Source organism: Nocardioides hwasunensis, from assembly GCF_014779665.1.
Classification (GTDB): domain Bacteria; phylum Actinomycetota; class Actinomycetes; order Propionibacteriales; family Nocardioidaceae; genus Nocardioides; species Nocardioides hwasunensis.
Genome location: NZ_JACXYY010000003.1, coordinates 399,990 through 421,673, shown reverse-complemented (window position 1 = coordinate 421,673; position 21,684 = coordinate 399,990). Strand labels below are relative to the sequence as shown.

The 21,684-nt window shown below is 72.9% G+C and carries 17 protein-coding genes; 7 read left to right on the top strand and 10 right to left on the bottom strand.

Translation table 11 applies throughout. The features are described 5' to 3' along the window. The first annotated feature begins 86 nt into the window (after positions 1-86). The 5 genes from IEZ25_RS09025 to IEZ25_RS09005 all read left to right on the top strand — a co-directional run bounded on the left by IEZ25_RS09025 (position 87) and on the right by IEZ25_RS09005 (position 6,232). Positions 87-695 carry a sulfite oxidase-like oxidoreductase gene (locus IEZ25_RS09025; RefSeq protein WP_191199059.1) on the top strand — a complete coding sequence of 203 codons (609 nt, stop codon included), beginning with the start codon at positions 87-89 and terminating at the stop codon, positions 693-695. After that, positions 692-1,408 (top strand): FAD-binding oxidoreductase, encoded by a 717-nt coding sequence (locus IEZ25_RS09020; protein WP_318152132.1) that lies wholly within the window; start codon positions 692-694, stop codon positions 1,406-1,408. The genes IEZ25_RS09025 and IEZ25_RS09020 overlap by 4 nt, the downstream gene beginning before the upstream one ends. A gap of 198 nt (positions 1,409-1,606) precedes the next feature. Then, positions 1,607-2,632 (top strand): 3-oxoacyl-ACP synthase III, encoded by a 1,026-nt coding sequence (locus IEZ25_RS09015; RefSeq protein WP_191199058.1) that lies wholly within the window; start codon positions 1,607-1,609, stop codon positions 2,630-2,632. Further along, positions 2,629-5,235 (top strand): alpha/beta fold hydrolase, encoded by a 2,607-nt coding sequence (locus IEZ25_RS09010; protein WP_318152131.1) that lies wholly within the window; start codon positions 2,629-2,631, stop codon positions 5,233-5,235. The genes IEZ25_RS09015 and IEZ25_RS09010 overlap by 4 nt, the downstream gene beginning before the upstream one ends. Further along, positions 5,225-6,232 (top strand): NAD-dependent epimerase/dehydratase family protein, encoded by a 1,008-nt coding sequence (locus IEZ25_RS09005; protein ID WP_318152130.1) that lies wholly within the window; start codon positions 5,225-5,227, stop codon positions 6,230-6,232. Before IEZ25_RS09010 ends, IEZ25_RS09005 begins: the two co-directional genes overlap by 11 nt. A gap of 84 nt (positions 6,233-6,316) precedes the next feature. Here IEZ25_RS09005 and glnA read toward each other — a convergent pair whose 3' ends face one another. Further along, on the bottom strand, positions 6,317-7,738 hold the full coding sequence (gene glnA / locus IEZ25_RS09000; RefSeq protein WP_191199056.1) for a type I glutamate--ammonia ligase: 1,422 nt from the start codon (positions 7,736-7,738) through the stop codon (positions 6,317-6,319). A gap of 179 nt (positions 7,739-7,917) precedes the next feature. On the opposite strand from glnA, the gene IEZ25_RS08995 reads away from it, so the two are divergent. Beyond that, positions 7,918-8,304 carry an RDD family protein gene (locus tag IEZ25_RS08995; protein ID WP_318152129.1) on the top strand — a complete coding sequence of 129 codons (387 nt, stop codon included), beginning with the start codon at positions 7,918-7,920 and terminating at the stop codon, positions 8,302-8,304. 8 nt (positions 8,305-8,312) lie between these two features. On the opposite strand, the gene IEZ25_RS08990 is transcribed toward IEZ25_RS08995, so the two are convergent. The 6 genes from IEZ25_RS08990 to lipB all read right to left on the bottom strand — a co-directional run bounded on the left by IEZ25_RS08990 (position 8,313) and on the right by lipB (position 14,517). Then, positions 8,313-9,020: a DUF4191 domain-containing protein gene (locus tag IEZ25_RS08990; protein WP_191199054.1), complete on the bottom strand. Its 708-nt coding sequence runs from the start codon at positions 9,018-9,020 to the stop codon at positions 8,313-8,315. 33 nt (positions 9,021-9,053) lie between these two features. Next, positions 9,054-9,995: a lipoyl synthase gene (gene lipA, locus IEZ25_RS08985; RefSeq protein WP_191199053.1), complete on the bottom strand. Its 942-nt coding sequence runs from the start codon at positions 9,993-9,995 to the stop codon at positions 9,054-9,056. Positions 9,996-10,071: 76 nt separating this feature from the next. Further along, positions 10,072-12,228 carry a xanthine dehydrogenase family protein molybdopterin-binding subunit gene (locus IEZ25_RS08980; RefSeq protein ID WP_191199052.1) on the bottom strand — a complete coding sequence of 719 codons (2,157 nt, stop codon included), beginning with the start codon at positions 12,226-12,228 and terminating at the stop codon, positions 10,072-10,074. Further along, a complete protein-coding gene (locus IEZ25_RS22205; protein WP_191199051.1) occupies positions 12,225-13,232 on the bottom strand; it encodes an FAD binding domain-containing protein in 1,008 nt (335 codons plus the stop codon). The genes IEZ25_RS08980 and IEZ25_RS22205 overlap by 4 nt, the downstream gene beginning before the upstream one ends. A 1-nt stretch (position 13,233) precedes the next feature. Beyond that, positions 13,234-13,707, bottom strand: coding sequence for a (2Fe-2S)-binding protein (locus tag IEZ25_RS08970; protein WP_191199050.1), 474 nt, complete (start codon positions 13,705-13,707; stop codon positions 13,234-13,236). A gap of 54 nt (positions 13,708-13,761) precedes the next feature. Beyond that, positions 13,762-14,517, bottom strand: a complete 756-nt coding sequence (gene lipB / locus IEZ25_RS08965; protein ID WP_191199049.1) for a lipoyl(octanoyl) transferase LipB — start codon at positions 14,515-14,517, stop codon at positions 13,762-13,764. A gap of 84 nt (positions 14,518-14,601) precedes the next feature. Here lipB and IEZ25_RS08960 point away from each other — a divergent pair, with 84 nt between their 5' ends. Next, on the top strand, positions 14,602-15,177 hold the full coding sequence (locus IEZ25_RS08960) for a hypothetical protein (RefSeq protein ID WP_191199048.1): 576 nt from the start codon (positions 14,602-14,604) through the stop codon (positions 15,175-15,177). On the opposite strand, the gene IEZ25_RS08955 is transcribed toward IEZ25_RS08960, so the two are convergent. The 3 genes from IEZ25_RS08955 to sucB all read right to left on the bottom strand — a co-directional run bounded on the left by IEZ25_RS08955 (position 15,123) and on the right by sucB (position 21,677). Then, entirely contained in the window at positions 15,123-16,013 is an 891-nt protein-coding gene (locus tag IEZ25_RS08955; RefSeq protein ID WP_191199047.1) for a TIGR01777 family oxidoreductase, read from the bottom strand. The genes IEZ25_RS08960 and IEZ25_RS08955 overlap by 55 nt on opposite strands. A gap of 51 nt (positions 16,014-16,064) precedes the next feature. After that, the gene (locus IEZ25_RS08950; RefSeq protein ID WP_318152128.1) at positions 16,065-19,574 is read right to left on the bottom strand and encodes an ABC transporter ATP-binding protein; all 3,510 of its coding nucleotides are present in this window, start codon (positions 19,572-19,574) and stop codon (positions 16,065-16,067) included. A gap of 204 nt (positions 19,575-19,778) precedes the next feature. Further along, positions 19,779-21,677, bottom strand: coding sequence for a 2-oxoglutarate dehydrogenase, E2 component, dihydrolipoamide succinyltransferase (gene sucB, locus IEZ25_RS08945; protein ID WP_191199046.1), 1,899 nt, complete (start codon positions 21,675-21,677; stop codon positions 19,779-19,781). Positions 21,678-21,684 lie beyond the last annotated feature (7 nt).

Sequence of the window (21,684 nt, the reverse complement as noted above, 5' to 3'; positions counted from 1 at the left end):
GCCGGAGACCTCTGGCCGTGACCGGCCGATCAGGGGATGCTGGACGTCCCGACCTCTCCGAGGTCCTGGCCACGAGGAGACGCCCGATGCCGGTGACCCGAGGATTCAGCCGACGCCGACCCGACTCCGGGGGCCGGTTGCCGCCGGGGCAGTACGACGTCGGTGGGAGCTGGCCGGTGCTGACGGCGGAGGCCACCCCGCGCATCGACCCACAGTCGTGGACCCTCGCCGTCGAGGGCCTCGTGGACGAGCCGACGACGTGGACGTGGGACGAGGTGCACCAGCTGCCGACGTCCTCCTTCCGCGGTGACATCCACTGCGTGACGACCTGGTCGAAGTTCGACGTGGCGTTCACCGGCGTCTCCGTCGACACGCTGCTCGAGGTGGCCGGGCCGCAGGACGATGCGGCGTTCGTCATGGCGTACTCCACCACGGGTTACACGACCAACCTGCCGCTGTCCGACGTCACCGGTGGCAGGGCGTGGGTCGTGTGGGACTACGGAGGCAAGCCGCTGACGGCGGAGCACGGTGGCCCGGTGCGGCTGCTGGTCCCGCACCTCTACTTCTGGAAGTCCGCGAAGTGGATCAGCCGGCTCGAGCTGACGGCCGGGGACCGTCCCGGGTTCTGGGAGACCAACGGCTACCACGACCGCGGCGATCCGTGGCTCGAGCAGCGCTACCAGGGCGACGCGTGAGCGACTCCTTCGCGCCCGTGGGGGCGGGTGCGACCGCGTGGACGACCGGACGGATCATCACCAAGGAGATGCCCGCACCCCACCTCGTACGACTCCGGATGCACGTCGAGGACCGGCAGCGGCACCGGCCCGGCCAGCACTACCTCATCCGGTTGCGGGCACCCGACGACTACACCGCGCAGCGGTCCTACTCCGTCGCCTCCCACGACGAGGACCCGCTGGTGGAGTTCCTGGTCGAGAGGCTCCCGGGCGGGGAGGTCTCGGAGTTCCTCGCCGACGTGGCCGAGGTCGGCGACGTCCTGGAGATGCGCGGCCCGATCGGGCGCTGGTTCCGGTGGGACGTGTCCACGCCGGCGTTGTGCCTCGTCGGCGGGACCGGCGTCGTCCCGGCCGTCTCCATGACCCGTGCCGCGCGACACCTCGGCCGCGCCGACCTGCTGCGGGTGGTGGCCGTGGGCCGCAGCCCCGACGAGCTGCCGTACGCCTCCGAGCTCGCCGAGGCGGGCGCCACGATCGCCTTCACCCGGCACACCGCCGATGACCGCCCACCCGGCGCCCCGACCGTGAAGGAGCTCACACCGCTCCTGGCCGGGGTCGAGGTGGCCTACGTCTGTGGCTCCGCCCGCTTCGCTCAGCTCGCCGAGGATCTCCTCGTGGCGTCGGGCTTCAGCCCGGAGGCCATCCGCGTGGAGCGGTTCGGCGTCACCGGCTGAGCGCGAGGACGGCCGGGACCAGCCCTGGGGGTGGAGGACTGAAGGTGTTGACAGCCCACGGACTAGCATCCGAGGTGTCAGGAGGGTTTGCGGACTCAGGGATCGGGCTCGTCTCGTGCATGCGGGGCTCACGCATGGGTACCCGAAGCGGCCTCTCTTTCACCACAGTCGCCGCCCGGCGTGTCTCCAGGAGCACCCATGATCCAGAACTCAACCCATCGCTACGAGCGCGCAGTCGTGCTGGGGGTCGAGCGGGTCGAGGCGCCCGTCGTCGTCACCTCGGCAGAGCTGGACGAGAGGCTGAGCGAGGTCTACCGGCGTACGCGCATGCGTGCGGGGCTGCTCGAGGGCCTGGTCGGCATCCGCGAGCGGCGTCGCTGGGCTGACGACCAACCCTTCACCGACGGCGCCGTCGCGGCCGCCCGAGCAGCCCTGGCGGCGAGCGACCTGGTTCCCGGGCAGGTCGACCTGCTCATCAACACCTCGTTGAGCCGCCGCTGGCTGGAACCCTCGACCGCGGTCGTCATCCACGATGCTCTCGGCCTGTCGCCGGCCTGCCAGAACTTCGACGTGACCAATGCCTGCCTCGGCTTCATGAACGGCATGGAGATCGCGGCCGCCATGATCGAGGCGGGCATGATCGACACGGCGCTGGTGGTGGACAGCGAGGACTCCCAGCCCGTGCAGGAGGCCACCATGAGGAGGCTGTCCGCCGAGGGCGTGACCTCACGTGACCTGATGTCGGAGTTCGCCGCCCTGACACTGGGCTCCGGTGCGGTGGCGATGGTCCTGGGGCGAGCCGACCAGCACCCCGAGGGCCACGCGCTGGTCGCCGGGGTGAGTCGCGCCGCGACGCAGCACCACGAGCTGTGCGTCGGCGACAACGACACCATGAGGACCGACCTGAAGGGGCTGCTCGCGGCCGGGCTCGAGCTCTCGTCCGGGCTCTGGGACGAGGCCGCCGGCGAGTTCGGCTGGGACGCCGGCATCCGCCGCTACTTCCTGCACCAGATCTCGCAGGTCCACACCGACGCCATCTGCGAACGCCTCAAGATCGACCCCGAGGACGTCCCGCGCAGCTTCCCCGAGTTCGGCAACATCGGGCCTGCCTCCGTGGCCTTCACGCTCGCCGACCAGACCAGCGACCTCAGCCCGGGGGACCGGGTCCTCCTCATGGGGATCGGCTCCGGGCTGAACGCCAGCGTCGTCGAGATCCGCTGGTGAGCGCGGTGGTGGCGGACCACCGGGTGCCCGACGACCTGCCCGGGCTGGACCCCGCGTGGTCGCGGACGGTCGTCGCCCCGGACGCCGAGGGTCGTGAGCGGCGGTGGCACGTCCTCGACAACGGCGTGGAGCCCACCCACGGGACCCTCCTGTGCGTGCACGGCAACCCGACGTGGTCCTACCTGTGGCGCGGGTTGATCGCGGCGGCGCCGGCGGGTTGGCGCGTGGTCGCACCCGACCACCTCGGGATGGGGTTCTCCGAGCGCCTCGACACCCAGCGCACGGTCGAGCAGCGCGTCGCCGACCTCGGCCGCCTCACCGAGGCGATGGGAGTCACCGGACCTGTCGTCACGGTCGGCCACGACTGGGGCGGGATCCTCTCGCTGGGCTGGGCGCTGGCCCATCGTGACCAGCTGCGGGGGGTCGTCCTCGGCAACACCGCGGTGGCCCAGCCGCCCGGTGACCTGGGCCCGCCGCTGATCCGCCTCGCCCACCTGCCGGGCGTGCGCTCGGTCGGCTGCGTGGCCACGCCGGTGTTCGTGCGCGCCACGTCCGCACTCTCGCGGCCCGCGCTGGACCGCGGGGTCCGTGACGCGCTCGCCTCGCCCTACCGCACGCCCGGGCGTCGTCGGTCCGTGGGCGCCTTCGTCGCCGACATCCCCTTCTCGGCCGGCCACCCGTCCTACGACGTCGTGTCCGACCTGGCCGACGGCGTGCGCAGCCTGGACGTGCCGGCCCTGATGTTCTGGGGGCCGCGCGACCCCGTCTTCGGCGAGCGCTACCTGGCTGACCTGCGTGAGCGCCTGCCCCAGGCGCAGGTCCACCGGTTCGAGGGTGCCTCGCACCTCGTGACCGAGGACGCCCCGCACTACGCCGAGCTCGTGGCCACCTGGGTGCGCGAGCTGGACGAGTCCCAGGCCGTCCCCGCCACGCCGGACACCGACACGGAGGTCGCTGCAGCGACCGCCTCGGAGCACGTACCCCTGTGGGCCGCCCTCGACCGTCGCGCCGACGACCCGGGTCCGGCCATGTCCGCGCACGGCACGACGGTCAGCTGGGCTGCGCTGTCCCGCCGGGTCACCGAGCTGGCCGCCGGACTGGCGGCCGCCGGTGTGCGGCCCGGCGACCGGGTGGGCCTGCTCGTCGAGCCGTCCGCCGACCTGACCTCGGTGGTCTACGCCGTGTGGCGAGCAGGTGCGGTCGTGGTGGTGGCCGACAAGGGTCTCGGGTTCGCCGGGATGCGCCGCGCCCTGCGCGGAGCGTCCATCGACCACCTCGTCGCCGGTCGTGCCGGTCTGGCGGCCGCCCGGGTGATGGGCCTGCCAGGTTCGCGGATCGCGGTGCGCCCGCTGCCCCCGGCGACCCGCCGCCTTCTCGGGGTCGACCACGACCTGGACGAGCTCGCGGGACGCGCTCGGACCACCCCGATGCCGGCTGCCCCGGGACCCGACGCGGAGTGCGCCGTGGTCTTCACCTCGGGAGCCACGGGCCCGGCCAAGGGGGTCGTCTACCGGCACCGGCAGGTCCGGGCCCAGGTCGACCTCGTCCGCGCGACCTACGACCTGCAGCCCGACGACACGTTCGTGGCCGCGTTCGCACCCTTCTCCATCCTCGGTCCCGCCCTGGGGCTCGGGTCGGTGGTCCCCGACATCGACGTCACCGCCCCGGACACGTTGACCGCTCCGCTCCTGGCCGACGCGGCGAGCGCCGTCGACGCACGGGTCGTCTTCGCCTCTCCGGCGGCCCTGCGGCGGGTGGTCGCCACGAGCGCCGACCTCTCGACCGACCAGCGTGAGGCGCTGTCACGTGTCCGGCTGCTGATGTCGGCTGGTGCGCCCGTGCCGGCCGCGCTGCTCGCCGACGTCGGCGAGGTGTTGCCGGGCGCGAGCCTCCACACGCCCTACGGCATGACCGAAGTGCTGCCAGTCACCGACGTCTCCTACGGCCAGATCAGGCGCGCCGGAGCGGGGGAGGGCGTCTGCGTGGGACGTCCGCTCCCGGGGGTGGAGATCGCCGTGGAGCCGTTCGAGCACCGGGGGTCGGACGCGGCACTCGTGCTGGCTCCCGGCGTGACGGGCGAGATCTGCGTCCGCGCCGCCCACGTCAAGGACCACTACGACTCCCTGTGGGACACCGAGCGCACGGCGAGCCGGCACCCGGGCTGGCACGCCACCGGCGACGTCGGTCACGTCGACGACGAGGGCCGGCTGTGGATCGAGGGCCGCTCGGCACACGTGGTCAGCACGGCCGCCGGCCCGGTGACGCCGGTCGCGGTCGAGCAGCGCGTGGAGTCGCTGGACGGCGTACGAGCCGCAGCGGTCGTGGGTGTGGGTCCTCGCGACGCCCAGGTGGTGGTCGCCGTCGTCGTGCGCGACGACGGCGCGGCCGACGGGCGCGGGCGCCGCCGCCGTCGGGGTCCGTTGGACCTGAGGGTCGCCGATCACGAGCTGGCCGAGGACGTACGTCGCGTCGCCGGGGTCCCCGTGGCGGCCGTGCTGTGCAGCGACCGGCTGCCCCTCGACATCCGGCACGCGTCCAAGGTCGACAGGCTCGAGGTCGCCCGGCAGGCGGCCCGGTCGCTCGCGGGACGCGGTGGCCGGTGAGCGCGTGAAGGTCCTGGTCACTGGCGCGTCCGGCCTGCTGGGGCGAACCACGGCGAGGCTCTTGATGGCCCGCGGTGACGACGTCACGGTGATGCAGCGTCGCAGCGCCGGCCTCGACTGCCGCGAGGTGCTGGGCGACGTCGCCGACCCCGGCGCCGTGGACCGCGCCGTGCGGGGACAGGATGCCGTCCTGCACCTCGCTGCCAAGGTCGACGTGGTCGGGCCCCGGAACGAGTTCGAGCACGCCAACATCCGGGGCACCGCCACCCTCGTCTCAGCCGCCCGAGCCGCCTCGGTGGAGCGCTTCGTCCAGGTGTCGTCACCCTCGGTGGCGCACACCGGTCGCCCTCTCTGCGGTGCCGGCGCCGAACCGGCCGACCCCGTGGGCGCGCGCGGTCACTACTCCCGCACGAAGGCCGCGGCCGAGCTGCTCGCCCTCGCCGCCGACGCGCCCGGCTTCGCGGTGCTGGCCGTCCGGCCCCACCTGGTCTGGGGGCCCGGCGACACGCAGCTCGTCGCACGCCTGGTGTCCCGCGCGCGCAGCGGGCGGCTGCCGGTGATCGGGCGCGGGACCGCGCTGATCGACACGACGTACGTCGACGACGCGGCCGCGGCGCTCGTCGCTGCTGTCGACGCGTGCGGACCCGCCGCCCATGGCGAGGCGCTGGTGGTGAGCGGGGGAGACCCGCGTCCCGTGGCCGAGATCCTCGGTCGCGTCTGCCGGGCGGCCGGAGTTGCTCCGCCCCGGCGTCACGTGCCGGTCCCGCTGGCCCTGGCCGCGGGTCGGGCGGTGGACCTGGCGTGGGCGGCCACACGTCGCACCGACACCCCACCGCTGACGCACTTCCTCGCCGAGCAGCTGACGACGGCACACTGGTTCGACCAACGTCGCACCCGCGAGCTGCTGGGCTGGACTCCTGAGGTGGGCCTCGACGCCGGCTTCGACGCCCTCGCCGCGTGGTACTCGCGCACCGAGACATCGGAGGCGTCCTCCTGACGTCCGCGACCGCTGCGCCAGAGGATCGCCCCCGGACACCACAGGTGTCCGGGGGCGTTGTCGTAGGTCAGCGCCGAGCGTGACTCAGATGTCGTAGTACAGCTCGAACTCGTGCGGGTGCGGCCGCAGCTGGACCGGGGCGATCTCCTCGGTGCGCTTGAAGTGGATCCACGTCTCGATCAGGTCGTCGGTGAAGACGCCGCCGCGCGTGAGGTAGTCGTGGTCCGCCTCGAGAGCGTCGAGCACGGCGCCGAGGCTGGTCGGCACCTGGTCGATCTCGGCCATCTCGTCCGGCGGCAGCTCGTAGATGTCCTTGTCGATCGGAGCTGCGGGCTCGATCTTGTTCTGGACACCGTCGAGGCCGGCGAGCATGAGCGCGGCGAACGCGAGGTAGGGGTTCGCCGACGGGTCGGGGAAGCGGGTCTCGACACGCTTGGCCTTGGGGTTCGCGCCCGTGATCGGGATGCGGACCGACGCGGAGCGGTTGCGCGAGGAGTAGACCAGCGAGATCGGCGCCTCGTAGCCCGGGACCAGGCGGTGGTAGGAGTTCACCGTCGGGTTGGTGAAGGCCAGCAGCGACGGCGCGTGCTTGAGGATGCCGCCGATGTACCAGCGGGCGGTGTCGGACAGGCCGGCGTAGCCGGTCTCGTCGAAGAACAGCGGCTCGCCGTCCTTCCACAGCGACTGGTGCACGTGCATGCCGGAGCCGTTGTCGCCGAAGATGGGCTTCGGCATGAAGGTGACCGACTTGCCCTGCTCCCACGCGGTGTTCTTGATGAGGTACTTGAACTTCATCACGTCGTCCGCGGCCTTGAGCAGCGTGTCGAAGCGGTAGTTGATCTCCGCCTGGCCGGCGGTGCCGACCTCGTGGTGGGCGCGCTCGACCTGGAGGCCGCAGGCCTCGAGGTTCTTGACCATGTCGGCGCGCAGGTCGCTGTAGTGGTCGTAGGGCTCGACGGGGAAGTAGCCGCCCTTGAGGCGCGTCTTGTAGCCCTTGTTCTCCTCGCCCTCCTTGCCCGAGTTCCACCACCCCTCGACGGAGTCGATGTGGTAGTAGCCCTCGTTGACGCCCGTGCTGTAGCGGACGTTGTCGAAGATGTAGAACTCGGCCTCGGGGGCGAAGAACGCGGTGTCCGCGATGCCCGTCGAGTCGAGGTAGGCCAGCGCCTTGCGCGCGATGTTGCGCGGGTCGCGGCTGTAGGCCTCGCCGGTGATCGGGTCGTGGATGAAGAAGTTGACGTTGAGCGTCTTGGCCTTGCGGAACGGGTCGAGGTAGGCCGTGGTCGGGTCCGGGAACAGCGACATGTCCGACTCGTTGATGGCCTGGAAGCCGCGGATCGACGAGCCGTCGAAGCCGAGGCCGTCATCGAAGACGCTCTGGTCGAACGACGACGCCGGCACCGTGAAGTGCTGCATGATGCCCGGCAGGTCGCAGAAGCGGACGTCGATCATCTCGACGCCCTCGTCCTTGATGAACTTCAGGAGCTCATCGGAGTTGTTGAACATTCGGTTCCTCCTTGACGGCGACCAGCGCGCGTCGAGTTGCAGCGTTCGGGAGCGGAGCCTCGTTGCACCGTGCCGCCACGCTAGGGGGGAGCAGTTTCTAGACCGTATCCCGTTTGTTTCAGCCGTGTTACGGCTGCCCGGTTCGTGGAGCCTGCCACCGGCCCTCCTACGCTTGGCGCGTGACGAGCCCTGTAACAACGGACCTGCAGCCGGCCTCCTGGGGCCGCCGCATCCTCGCGCTGCTGATCGACTGGCTGACCTGCCTGGCGATCGTCGAGGGCCTCGTCGCGGCCGGTGTGCTCGCGTCGAACCCCTACAGCCTCGCGACGATGGCGCTGTACGTCGTCGAGGCCTCACTGTTCACCACGCTGATGGGCGGCTCGTTCGGCAAGCTGGCCACCCGGGTGCGGGTGGTGCACCACAAGGACCCGTCGCGCCCGGTCCAGCTGATCCCGGCGTTCGTGCGCTCGCTGCTGGTCGTCCTCGTCATCCCGCCGCTGCTGACGGTCGACGGCCGCGGGCTGCACGACCTCGCCGCGGGGACGCGGACGGTGACGATCCAGTAGCGCAGGGGTCAGCGACCGCGCTGCTGCGAGCGCATGCCCTTCATCGAGGTCGGGATCGGGCCCTTGGGCAGCGGCAGCTTGCCGCGCTGGGCGTCCAGCGCCTTGAGGCGCTGGAGGATGTCGGTCATCTCGGCGGGCTTGACCGAGCGCTTGAGCTTCTGGACGTGGCGCACCAGCTTGGGCAGCGGGATCTCGCCCTCGCCGCGGCCGGCGACGATCTCGTGGATCTGCACCTCGTAGGCGACACGCTCGTGCTTCCTGCGCTCGGTGGCGAGGAGCTGCTTGACCCGGCTCGGGCTCGTGCCCTCACCCACCAGGACGATGCCGGGCGGGCCGACGACGCGGTGGACGACGTCCTGCTGCTTGGTGAAGCCGACGACCGGGTCGACCTTCCAACCGCGGCGCAGCATCTGGAGCGCGCCCGCGGCGGCAGCCGGCTGGCCCTCCATCTGGGTGTAGGCCGCCTTCTGGGCGCGGCGACCGAAGACCAGCAGCGCGCACAGGGCGCCGATGAGCAGTGCACCGACGATCGAGAAGACCCAGCCCAGCCAGCCGCTGCCCGGCAGCAGCCACATGAGGCCGAAGCCGGCGGCCGCGCCCAGCAGGAAGACCCCCAGGACGATCCAGCCCAGGCGCGGGTCGCTGCGCTTGGCCATGGTGTAGGTCTGCATGATCTGCGCACGACGGGAGCTCGGCGTGGAGGCGGGGGTCGACATGTGGTGCCCTTGTCTCGGTCGTTCGGGTCGGGGTCAGGCGGTCGCGGCAGCGCGCGCGTCCATGGCCTGACCGTACAGCCGTCCGGCGCGGTAGGACGAGCGGACGAGCGGCCCGGACAGCGCGCCGGCGAAGCCCATCGCGTCGGCCTCGGCCTTGAGCTCGACGAACTCCTCGGGCTTGACCCACCGCTCCACGGGGTGGTGGCGCGGCGAGGGGCGGAGGTACTGGGTGATCGTGATCAGCTCGCACCCGGCCTCGTGCAGGTCGCGCAGCGCCTGGGAGACCTCCTCGCGGGTCTCGCCCATGCCGAGGATGAGGTTGGACTTGGTGACCAGCCCGAAGTCACGGGCCTGGGTGATCACGTCGAGGGAGCGCTCGTAGCGGAACGCCGGGCGGATCCGCTTGAAGATCCGCGGCACCGTCTCGACGTTGTGGGCCAGCACCTCGGGACGGCTCTCGAAGACCTCGGTGAGCAGGTCGGGCTGGCCGTTGAAGTCCGGGATGAGGTTCTCCACACCCGTGTTCGGGTTGAGCTCGTGGATCGCACGGACCGTCTCGGCGTAGAGCCACGCGCCGCCGTCGGGCAGGTCGTCACGCGCGACGCCGGTGATGGTGGCGTACTTCAGCTCCATCTTCTGCACCGACTCCGCCACGCGGCGCGGCTCGTCACGGTCGAGCGGCTGCGGCTTGCCGGTGTCGATCTGGCAGAAGTCGCAGCGCCGGGTGCACTGGTCGCCGCCGATGAGGAACGTGGCCTCGCGGTCCTCCCAGCACTCGTAGATGTTGGGGCAGCCGGCCTCTTGGCAGACCGTGTGGAGGCCCTCGCCCTTCACCAGCTCCTGCAGCGCGGTGTACTCCGGGCCCATCCGGGCCCGGGTCTTGATCCACTCCGGCTTCTTCTCGATCGGCGTCTCGGCGTTGCGGATCTCGAGCCGGAGGAGCTTCCGGCCTTCAGGTGCGGGAGCGGTCGTCACGTCCCTCACTCTACGACGGCGTGTCGGGCACCCCAACTCACGGTCCGCGGCCGGAGCGCCCGATCGCCACGCCAGCTCAGAGGAGCAGGTCCGGGGTGATCGGCAGGCGCCGGACGCGCCGTCCCGTCGCGTGGAACACGGCGTTGCCGATCGCCGCGGCGACCCCGCAGAGGCCGACCTCGCCCACTCCCTTCACGCCGACCGGGTTCAGCCGGTCCGGGCCGCCGACGAACTCCACCTCGAGGTCGGGCACGTCGGCGTTGACGGCGATCAGGTAGTCGGCCATGTGGGCGTTGGTGATCCGCCCGGTCTGCGGCCCGGCGTGAAGGTCGGTGACCGTGTGCTCGAGCAGGGCGTGGCCGATGCCGCCGACTGCTCCGCCGATCACCTGGCTGCGCGCGGTGCGCTCGTTGAGCACCTGGCCGCAGTCGATGACCGACACGAGTCGCTCGACCCGCACCAGGCCGAGGTCGGCGTCGACGCGCACCCGGGCGAACTTCGCTCCGAACGCCCCGGAGGGGGACATGCCCATCTCAGCGGGGTCCGGCGGCTCGGCCGTGGCCTCGGCGGCGACCTCGTCGCGGGCACCGACTGCACGAGACAGCGCGTCACGCCCCGGGGCGCCGGACAGGTCGAGGTCGTCGAGCACCGCGGTGACGGCGAGCGCGACGGCGTTCGAGATCGCGGTCGCCAGCCCCGACCCGCCGGCCGGGGGAGAGGGCGGGAGCGAGCTGTCGCCCAGCACTACCTCGACGTCGCCCAGCCCGAGTCCCAGCCGCTCGGCGGCGACCTGGGTGACCACGGTGTAGGTGCCGGTGCCGATGTCCATCGCCGCGCAGTGCACGGCGGCGGTGCCGTCGCGTCGGACGACCACCCGCACCGTGCACGGCTGCTGGAAGTAGAAGAACGAGACGGCCGCGACGCCGTAGCCGATGAGCTGGTCACCGTCGCGCATCGAGCGCGGCGCAGGATCGCGGTCGTCCCACCCGATGAGCTCCGCGCCGCGGCGCAGGCACTGGTCCAGCGCCTTGCTCGACCACGGCAGGTCGTCCTGGTCGGGGTTGGTGGTCGCGTCGTTGTGCAGCCGGAGCCGCACCGGGTCTATGTCCAGCTCGACCGCGAGCTCGTCGAGCGCGGTCTCCAGCGCGAAGTTGCCCTGCGCCTCGCCCGGCGCGCGCATCGAGCCGGGCGGCGAGATGTGCAGGCGCACCTGGTCGACGTCCGCACGTAGGTGCTCGACGGCGTAGCCCTGCCGGGTGCCCGACACGACGTTCTCGGGGTTGTCGTCGTCGACGGCGACCGGGATCGTGGCGGTGTGCTCGACCGCGGTGAGGGTGCCGTCGCGGCGGGCGCCGAGTCGCACGTGCTGGACGGTCTCGGGCCGGTGCCCGACGTCAGTGAACATCTGCGGCCGGCTCAGCACGACCCGCACCGGTCGGCCGACCACCTTCGCCGCGATGGCCGCGGCGTGGATGTAGGGCCAGGGACGCAGGCCGGAGCCGAAGCCGCCCCCCAGGTAGGGGCACTCGACACGGACGTCCTCGCGGGGGACGCCCCACGCCTCGGCCAGGCAGTCGGCGGTGTTGGACGGCCACTGGGTGGTCGCCCACATGTGCAGGCTCTCGCCGTCCCACTCCGCGCACGCGGCGAACAGCCCGATCGGGTTGTTGGTGTTGTCGCCGGTCACGTAGTCGGCCGCGACCACGACGTCGGCCTCAGCGAGCCCGCGCTCCAGGTCTCCGCGGGTGCTGTCGGCGCCGGCCGGGTCGTCGTCCTCGCGGGTGGCCCGAGGGTCGTTGAGGTCCACGACCGGCTCGGAGACGTCGTACGACACGTGCAGCAGGGTCGCGGCGTGCACGGCCTCCTCGCGGGTCTGTGCGACGACCATCGCGACGTGGTCGCCGTGGAAGCGCACGGTCGCGTCCTGGAAGGGCGGTCGCGGCGCGCGCTCGTCCGCGGACGCCTCGTTGGGACGTACGACGCTGGGCGCGTCGTGGTGGGAGATGACGGCCACCACGCCGGGCGCGGCGAGCGCGTCGCTGGCGTCGACCAGGGAGATCTGGCCGGCGGCGATCGTCGAGCCCACCAGCACCCCGACGAGCGCGTCGCGGGGGGCCAGGTCGTCGGCGTAGGGCACCGCGCCGGTGACCTTGAGCGGTCCGTCCACGCGGGTGACACCGGCACCGAGCACGGGGGTGGCGGTGCCGGCGGGGGCGTTCGTCGTGGTGGTCATGCGGTCACCTCCGTGACGTCGCGGAGCTGGCGGACCAGGGTGCGGCGGGCCAGCTCGGGCTTGAAGTCGGTGCCGGGCACCGTGAAGGCGTCGGCCAGCTCGGCGGCCGCGGCCTGCTCGAACAGCGCGAGCGAGGCACGCTGTCCGCGCAGCACCTCCTCGGCCCTGGTCGCACGCCACGGCACGGACCCGACACCACCGAGGCCGACCGCGACGTGGGCGAGGATGCCGTCCTCCACCCGGGCGACGACGGCGGCCGAGGTGAGCGCGAACTCGTAGGACGCGCGATCGCGGACCTTGAGGTAGCCGGTGCGGGCGTCGGGGACCGGGATCTCCAGGTGCGTGACCAGCTCGCCGGCTGCGAGCACGTTGTCGCGGGCGGGGTCGACGTCGGCGCGGACGTGGAGGTCGGCGACCGGGATCGTGCGCCCACCGTCGGGCCCGTGCAGGCGCACCCGTGCGTCGAGGGTCACGAGGGCGACGGCGAGGTCGGAGGCGTGGACCGCGATGCACCCGGCATCGACCCCGAGGACGGCGTGGGTGCGAGCGGTGCCCTCGATCGCCGCACAGCCGCTGCCGGGTCGGCGCTTGTTGCACTGGGTCACCTCGGGGTCGCGGAAGTAGCGACACCGGGTGCGCTGGAGGACGTTGCCCCCGACGGTGGCCATCGACCGCAGCTGGGGCGAGGCGGCCAGCAGCAGCGAGTCGCGCAGGACGTCGAGGTCGGCGACGGCCTCGTGCCGGGCCAGGTCGGCCATGGTCACGGCGGCCCCGACGACCAGCGTGTCCTCGTCGAGCTCGACGTCGGCGAGCGGGAGGCGACTGACGTCGACGAGGGTCCCCGGCGACCAGACGCCGTCACGCATCAGGTCGAGCTGGGTGGTCCCGCCGGCGATGAAGACGGTGTCGTCAGGTCCCTGGACGGCGCGGGACACGGCGTCCGTCGTGACCGCCGCGCTGGCCGCCTCGACGTCATCGACGCGCGTGTAGGTGAACGGATGCACCTCAGGCCTCCTGGGTCGCGCGCACGGACAGGACGGCGTCCACGATGCGGGGATAGGCGCCGCAGCGGCACAGGTTGCCGCTCATCAGCTCGCGCACGTCGTCGCGGGTGGACCAGTCGTCCTCCTCGAGCAGCGCGACGGCCGACATCACCTGGCCCGCGGTGCACGCGCCGCACTGGAAGGCGTCGCAGTCGAGGAAGGCCTGCTGGACGGGGTGGAGCTCATCGGCCGTGCCGATGCCCTCGACCGTCGTGACCTCGCGGCCCTCGGCCTGCGCGGCGAGCGTGAGGCACGAGAGCACCCGCCGACCGTCCACGTGGACGGTGCACGCGCCGCACGCGCCTTGGTCGCAACCCTTCTGCGTCCCGGTGAGCGCGAGGTCCTCACGCAGCAGGTCGAGGAGCGAGCGTCGCGTGTCCACCTCGACCGCGTGGGCCTCGCCGTTGACGGTGACGTGCAGGGAGTGTCGGCTCATCCGACGAGCCAACCAGAGGCCCCGCGGGAGCACATCACCCCTGAGCGGCGCCGGTCAGCGGCCGGGCGTCACCAGCTGGATGCGAGGCCCGTGGGCGGGCTCGGGGCGGGGCTCGTAGTCCGGTGTGGCGTCGTAGGGGTGCCACGCGAGGTAGTGCGACAGGTGCTCGCGCACGCTCGGCAGCACGTCGCGGACGGTGACGTCGCGGCCGAGCTCCTGGGAGAGCGAGGTGACGCCGGCGTCGTCGATCCCGCACGCGACGAAGCGGTCGTACCAGCCCAGGTCGACGTCGCAGTTGAGGGAGAAGCCGTGCATCGTCACGCCTCGGCTGACCCGGATGCCCAGGGCGGCGATCTTGCGCTCGGGGCCGCGGTCGTCGGCACGCAGCCAGACACCGCTGCGGCCCGGCACGCGTGCGGTGGTGATGCCGAAGTCGGCACAGACCGCGATCAGCGCCTCCTCCACGCGGCGGACGTAGTCGACCACCTTGACGTGCTCGGGCAGGCGCACGATCGGGTAGCCGACCAGCTGACCGGGGCCGTGGAAGGTGATCTTGCCGCCGCGGTCGACGTCGATGACGGCCGCGCCGCCGGGGTCGAGGGGACGCTCGTGGTCGTCGGTGCGCTTGCCGGCGGTGAAGACCGGCGGGTGCTCGAGCAGCAGGACCGAGCCAGGCCGGGTGCCGGCGACGACCTCCTCGTGGACGTGGCGCTGCAGGTCCCAGGCGGCGAGGTAGTCGACGGCGTCGGGCCCGAGACCGGCGATCTCGAAGTCGAGAGAGGTGTCCACAGCGGTCGGGTCGAGCGACATGCTCCGAGCCTACGCCTCGCGCGACGGCGGCCTGCCTGTGGATGAGCACCGACGCCGACGGACGATCTCGGCGAGGGTGGAGGGGTGGACCCGCGACGACTCCTCCCCGTGCTGACGGCCGTCGCCTGCGCCCTCGTGGTCGCCGTGCTCGTCGTCACCCTCGCGGGTCCTGACAAGCCGGAGCCGACACCCCGGCTGCGTGCCGGTGACGCACCACCCGCGGCCGCGGTGGTCCTCGCTCGCTGGGACGAGCGTCGGGCGGCCGCTTGGGCGGCGTCGGACCCGGCCGCGCTGGAGGAGCTCTACGTCGAGGGCTCGCGTGCCGGCGCCGCCGACGTGCGCCTGCTCCGCGACTATCGCGACCGTGGCCTCGCGGTCGAAGGGCTCGCCACGCAGGTGCTGGCCCTCGAGGTCGTCGAGCACACGCCGGACCGGCTGGTGCTCACGGTCACCGACCGGGTGGCTGCAGGCCGGGCGGTCGGTCGCGACACGTCGCTCGCGCTGCCGCGCGACCGGGCCTCGACGCGCCGGGTGGAGCTGGTGCGCGTCGACGGCGCGTGGCTGGTCGCCGAGGCTCGGGACCAGCCCGGACCCGGTGCGGGAGGTCAGCCGAGCGCGGCGGCCAGCACCTCGCGGACGTCCTCGTCCTCGAAGTCGTAGCCGGCTCGCTCGAGGGCGGCGGGGCGGGCGTTGACGGAGCCGAGGAGCTCGGGGGCCATGTCGCCGGCCGCCACCTTCATCACCGGAGCGGGGACCGCGAGGAAGGCCTTGCGGTGCAGCGCCGAGGCGAGCTCCTGGGTGAACTCCGCGTTGGTCGGGGTGTGCGGGCAGCACAGGTTGAAGGCGCCGGCGACGTCGCGCGAGCCGATCAGGTAGGTCACCGCGCCGATCCAGTCGCGCAGGGAGATCATCGGCATGTGCTGCTCGCCGGAGCCGAGCCGCGCGCCACCGCCGATCTGGAAGAGCAGGCGCAGTTGCTTGAGCGGGGGAGCGGTGCGGTCCATCACCGGCGCCGTGCGGAGCAAGCACACCCGGGCGCCGGCCTCGTGGGCGGCATCGGTGGCCGCCGCCCACTCGCGGGCGACGCGGGTGAGCAGTGCGTCGCCCCGGCTCTCGGAGTCCTCGGTGACCGGGGCGGCGCCGTGGTCGCCGTAGTAGCTGATGCCGTTGCCTGCGAGGAAGGCCGGCGGTCGCTCGCACCCGGCGATCGCCGAGGCGAGGAGCGAGGTGGTCGAGACGCGCGAGTCCATCACCTCGCGCGCGTACTTCTTCGAGTGCGGGTTGGCGGCGATGCTGGCACCGGCCAGGTTGACCACGGCGTCCGCGCGCTCGATGACGCTCGTGTCGATCCGTCCCTGCGCCGGGTCCCACTGCGACTCGTGCGCCGTGGACGGCTCGCGCCGGACGAGCGCGCACACCTCGTGTCCCTGCACCCGGAGGTGGTCGGTGAGGTGGGTGCCGAGGAATCCCGACGCTCCGGCGATGACGACGCGCATGGGACCACCCAACCATGCGCTCCAAGCCCGCCGGCCGGGATCAGTGGGCCGTCAACCGGCCAGGTGCGCCCATCGGGTGGAGAGGTCGCGCCACGGTCCGCTGTCGACGACGCGGCCCGCGTCGAGGACGACGACCCGGTCGGCCTGGGCCAGCGCGGCGGCCTTGCTGGTGGCGCCGACGACGGCGGCGCCTCGGGCCCGCAGTGCTCGCCAGAGGTCGATCTCGGTGGCGGCGTCGAGGGCCGACGACACGTCGTCGGCGAGCAGCAGGTCGGCCTCCGTCGCGAGCGCCCGGGCCAGGGCCAGGCGCTGCACCTGACCGCCGGAGAGGCGTACGCCGCGGTGGCCGACGAGCGCGTCGGGGCCACCGGCCTCGGTGACGTCGCGCCCCATCCGGGCCGCCTCCAGCGACGGCAGCACCGAGCGCTCGGCGTGGTCGAGCGCGACGTTGCCGGTGAAGGTGCCCGACAGGACGCGCGGCACCTGGGCGACGTGGGCGACGCGGCCGGGACGCAGGGTGGTCTGGGGGTCGGTGACGACGCGGTCGTTCCAGCGGATCTCGCCGGTGTTGGTGACGAGGCCGGCCAGCGCGCTCAGCAGGCTGGACTTGCCGGAGCCGACCTGGCCCAGCAGGAGCACCAGCTCGCCCGCGTGGACCTCGAGGTCGACGCCCTGGACGCCGAGGGTGCCGTCGTCGTGCACGGCGCTGAGGTCGCTCACGACCAGGGCGCGCAGCGGCTCGCGTTCGACCGGCGCAGGATCGGGCCCGGTGCCGGCGACCAGGTCGACACCGGGTGGGAGGTCGACGAGGTCGCCACCGCCGGCCAGCTCGCTGGTGGCGTTCATCCAGGCACGCACGCCGGGAGCCTCGGTGACCACGGAGCCGGCCACGCGGCCGAACCAGTCGAAGCCGCTGACCGCGTTGGCGATCAGCAGCGCCGTGGCGAGCTCCCAGTGACCGGTGAGCAGGCCGCCCCAGGCGGCGACCACGCCGCACTGGACCATGACGACGGGGACGCCGTCGAGCAGGGCCTGGACGCGGTGCTCGCGCACGGCCGCATCGACGCGCCCCCCGTCGACCCCGCGCAGGTGCTGGTGCACCTGGGGCGTCGCGGCGGCGAGCTTGACGGTGCGCACCGACTCGAGCGCGGACACCAGCGACTGGCCGAACCGAGCGCGCGCCGTGGACGCCGCGGCGGCCGATCGCCCGGCCACCCGGCGCCCGAGCGTGGAGGCCAGTGCGGAGACGACCATGACGGTCATCAGCACGGCGCCGGCGACCCACGTCTGGGCGATGAGCGCGGTGAGGGTGGCGACGAACAATCCGTTGACGAAGTCGACCCACCGGTCGGTGTAGCGCGCGAGCCGGTCGGCGTCCATCGTGCGGGCGACGACCTCGCCGGGGGGAGTGCGCAGCAACCGGCGCTGGGAGGTCTGGCCGTGCAGCACCGCGGCCCGCACGCGGAGGCGTACCTCCACCCACCAGTGGGGATAGGTGCGGAACGCCTGCGAGAGCAGGAAGGGCGCGACCACCAGCGAGAAGACGAGCGCCACGACGAGGACGCCGGGGTTGTCGCCCCGCTGGAGGTCGGTGACGATGTGGCCCCACAGCCAGCCCGTGACCGCGCCGAAGGCGCCGGTGATGGAGGCCAGCAGGAACAGCGCGGCGCCGAGGAGTCCCCACTGCGGCTGGATGCCGATGGTGTGCAGGACGGCCCGGGCCAGGCTCGGGGTGGGCGCGAGCTCGGGCGGGGCGGGAGGCGTGGTGCTGCGGCGCACCGTGCCGATCGCGGCGTCGTCGTGGTGGTGCTCCTCGACGACGGGCTCGTGGGCGGCTGCCTCGAGCAGGTCGCGGAAGGGCCCGGGCGCGCTGGCCAGCCGCGCCCGCGGGCCCTGCTGGACGACGCGGCCCGACTCGAGCACGGCGACCTGCTCGGCGCGCTCGGTCGTCGAGAGCCGGTGCGCGACGAGGATGCCGGTGCGTCCCGCGATCAGGCGGTCGGCGGCGCGGACGACCCGTGCCTCGGTGACCGGGTCCATCCGCGCGGTCGCCTCGTCGAGCACGACGACGCTGACGTCGCGGACCAGCAGGCGCGCGAAGGCGACGAGCTGCTCCTCGCCGGCGGACAGGCTGGTGCCGCCCGGGCCGAGCACCGTGTCGAGGCCCGCGGGCAGCCCCGCGACCCAGTCGGTGAGGCCGAGCTCGGCCACGGCCGCCTCGACGCTCGCGCGGGAGACGTCGTCGAAGAGCGTGATGTTGTCGGCCAGCGAGCCGGCGAGCACCTCCGTGCGCTGGGTGACGACGCCGACGGCGGCTCGCAGCTGCTGGAGGTCGAGGTCGAGCACGTCGATGCCGCCGAGCAGGACCGTGCCGCGCGGCGGCTCGACGGCGCGGGAGAGCAGGGAGGCGAGGGTCGACTTGCCGGACCCGGTGCGACCGACGAGCGCGCAGGTGTGGCCGGCGGCGAGCTGCAGGTCGACGTCGCGCAAGGCGAAGGTGCCGGTGCCGTAGCTGAACTCGAGGTGGCGGAACTCCACGCCGAGCGGACCCTCGGGGACCGGGAGGCCTCCGGTGGGCTCGGCGGGCGAGGCGAGCATGCTGCGCAGCCGCAGCACCGCGCCGAAGCCCTCCTGGAGGTCCGGGAGGTGGCGCGCGAGCTGGTCGACGCCGCCGACGAACATCGTCGTGACCAGGAACAGCGTGACGAGCCGGGCCGTGGAGAGGTCGCCGGCGAGGACCAGCGCGACGCCGACCACGCCGACGGCGGCCAGGGCGCCGTGGAGCAGACCACCGCTGCGGCGCGTGATGCGCACCTCGACGGCCAGCACGGCGTCGAGTGCGTGGTGGACCACCGAGGCGAGGTGGGCGTTGCGACGCAGGACGTGGGCCTGGCCCAGCGACGTGCGGAGGTCGTCGCGGGCCGTGACGCCCTCCTCGGTCGAGGCGGCGTGGTCGGTCCAGGCGGCCTCCTCGATGACCTTCTTCTGGGCGACCAGCGGCAGCAGCCGGCGTACGACGAGGTAGGCCGCCACGGCCGTGATCGGGAAGAGGAACGTCGCCGGCCACCAGGTGAACGACGCGACCACCCACAGCGGGCCGGAGGAGAGCAGCGTGCGCGCGGCCTGCCACACGCCCCAGCGCATGAGCTGGCCGACCTCCCAGGTGTCGTCGTCGATGCGGTCGAGCACCTCGCCGACGGCCTGCTCGGACAGCTCGGACAGCGGCTGCGCCATCGCCGCGTCGAGGAGGTCGGAGCGCAGCTGGCCCTCGGCGCGGTCGCAGATGGTGGCCCAGATCGTCTTGGCCAGCGTGTCGATGACCGCGCCCCCGACGACGCACGTCGCCAGCAGGACCAGCAGGGTCTCGGTCGGGCCGTCGGCCAGGCGCCCCGCGACCAGCGAGCCCAGCGACGCGGCGATCGCACCCAGCAGCGACATCGAGAAGCAGAGGTAGGTCAGGGGACGACGCACCCGCCGCCAGTCGACGGGACGGCGGTGTGCGGGGAGCTCCGACGTCGGGGTGGTGGCGTCTGTGGAGCGGGAGGTGTCAGTGATCGTCACGGTGTCCTCAGGCTAGGCCTCGGCACCGACGGTCCGCGCCTGGTTTTCGGTGCCGTTCGTCACCCGCCACGCGTCCTCGCGCGACGTGGCTCCACGACGGCCTACTGGGACACGGCAATGGCCGCTCGGCGCACGGAATGCCGTGCGTCGAGCGGCCATTGGTCCGCTCGAGCCGCCCCGTGGCGGGGCGGGCCCGAACCGGGCTCAGATCTCGAAGGCGCCCGACTCGAGGCGCTTCTTGACCTCCTGGAGGAACCGGCCGGCGTCGGCGCCGTCGACAAGGCGGTGGTCGTAGGTGAGCGACACGTAGACCATGTGGCGCACCGCGATCGTCTCGCCCAGGTTGGGGTCGTCGATCACGACGGGGCGCTTCACCACGGCGCCCGGGCCGAGGATCGCGACCTGCGGCTTGTTGATGATCGGGGTGTCGAAGAGCGCCCCGAAGCTGCCGAGGTTGGTGATCGTGAAGGTGCCGCCGGAGAGCTCGTCGGGCGTCACCTTGTTGGTGCGGGTGCGCTCGGCGATGTCGGCGATCTTCTTGGCCAGGCCGGCGATCGAGAGGTCGCCCGCCTCCTTGACGACCGGCGTGAGCAGACCCTTCTCGGTGTCCACGGCGAACGCGATGTTCTCGCGGTCGAAGTAGGTCACCTCGCCCTTCTCGGTGTCGATCGTCGCGTTGAGCTTGGGGTGCACCTTGAGCGCGTCGATCGCCGCCTTGGCGAAGAACGGCAGGTAGGTGAGCTTGACCCCCTCGCGCGCCAGGAAGTCGGCCTTGGCCGCCTCCCGCTGGCGGGCGATCGCGGTGACGTCGACCTCCATGACCTGGGTGAGCTGGGCGGCCTCGTGCAGCGACTCGGTCATCCGCGTGGCGATGACCTTGCGCAGCCGCGACAGCGGCTCGGTGGTGCCACGCAGCGGCGACGGGGACGACGACGCAGGCGCGGCCGCGGCGGGCGGCGCACCGGCGGCGGCAGGGGCGGGCGCAGCCGGGGCAGCAGCCGGAGCAGCGGCAGCCTGGGCCGCGGCGGCGGCGTCGAGGACGTCCTGCTTGCGGATGCGGCCGCCGACGCCGGTGCCCTGCACCGAGCCGAGGTCGACGCCGTGCTGGTCGGCCATCTTGCGCACCAGCGGAGTGACGTACGCCGTCTGGTCGCGGCCGCCCTCGCTGGCCGCGGGGGCGGACGGGGCTGGGGCCGCCGGAGCGGCAGGTGCCTCCTGCTTCGGTGCCTCCTGCTTCGGGGCCTCCTGGGCGGCGGGCTCGGGCTGCTTCTCGGCCTCGGGGGTCTCGTCGCCGGCCGGCAGGCTGCCGGTCTCCTCGGCGATCTGCTCCTCCTGCTCGGCCTTCTTCTCGGCGTTGTCCTCGTCCTTGGGCTGCGCCTCGGGAGCGGCCTGGGCGGGAGCGTCGTCGGCCGAGCCGATGACGGCCAGCTCGGCGCCGACCTCGACCGTCTCGTCCTCCTCCGCCTTGATCTCCAGCAGGGTGCCGGCGACGGGGGAGGGGATCTCGGTGTCGACCTTGTCGGTGGAGACCTCGAGGAGCGGCTCGTCGACGGCGACCTCGTCGCCGACCTGCTTGAGCCAGCGCGTCACGGTGCCCTCGGTGACGGACTCACCGAGCGCCGGCAGCGTCACCGACGTGCCACCGCCGGAGCCGGAACCCGATCCGGAGGAGGCCTGCTCGGCCGCTGGCTCGGACTGCGCCGGGGCGTCGTCCTTCTCCGACTCGGGGGTCTCGTCGCCGGCCGGCAGCTCGCCGGTCTCCTCGGCGACCTGCTCCTCCTGCTCGGCCTTCTTCTCCGACTCCTGCTCGTCGGCGGGCTGTGCCTCGGGCTCGGCGGTCTCGGTGGCGTCCCCGGAGGACTCGCCCTCCTCGCCCACGACGGCGAGGACCGCGCCGACCTCGACGGTGTCGTCCTCGTTGGCCTTGATCTCCAGCAGGGTGCCGGCGACGGGCGAGGGAATCTCGGTGTCGACCTTGTCGGTGGAGACCTCCAGCAGCGGCTCGTCGACGGCGACCGTGTCACCGACCTGCTTGAGCCAGCGGGTGACGGTGCCCTCGGTGACGGACTCGCCGAGTGCGGGGAGGGTGACTTCGGAGGCCAATGTGGTT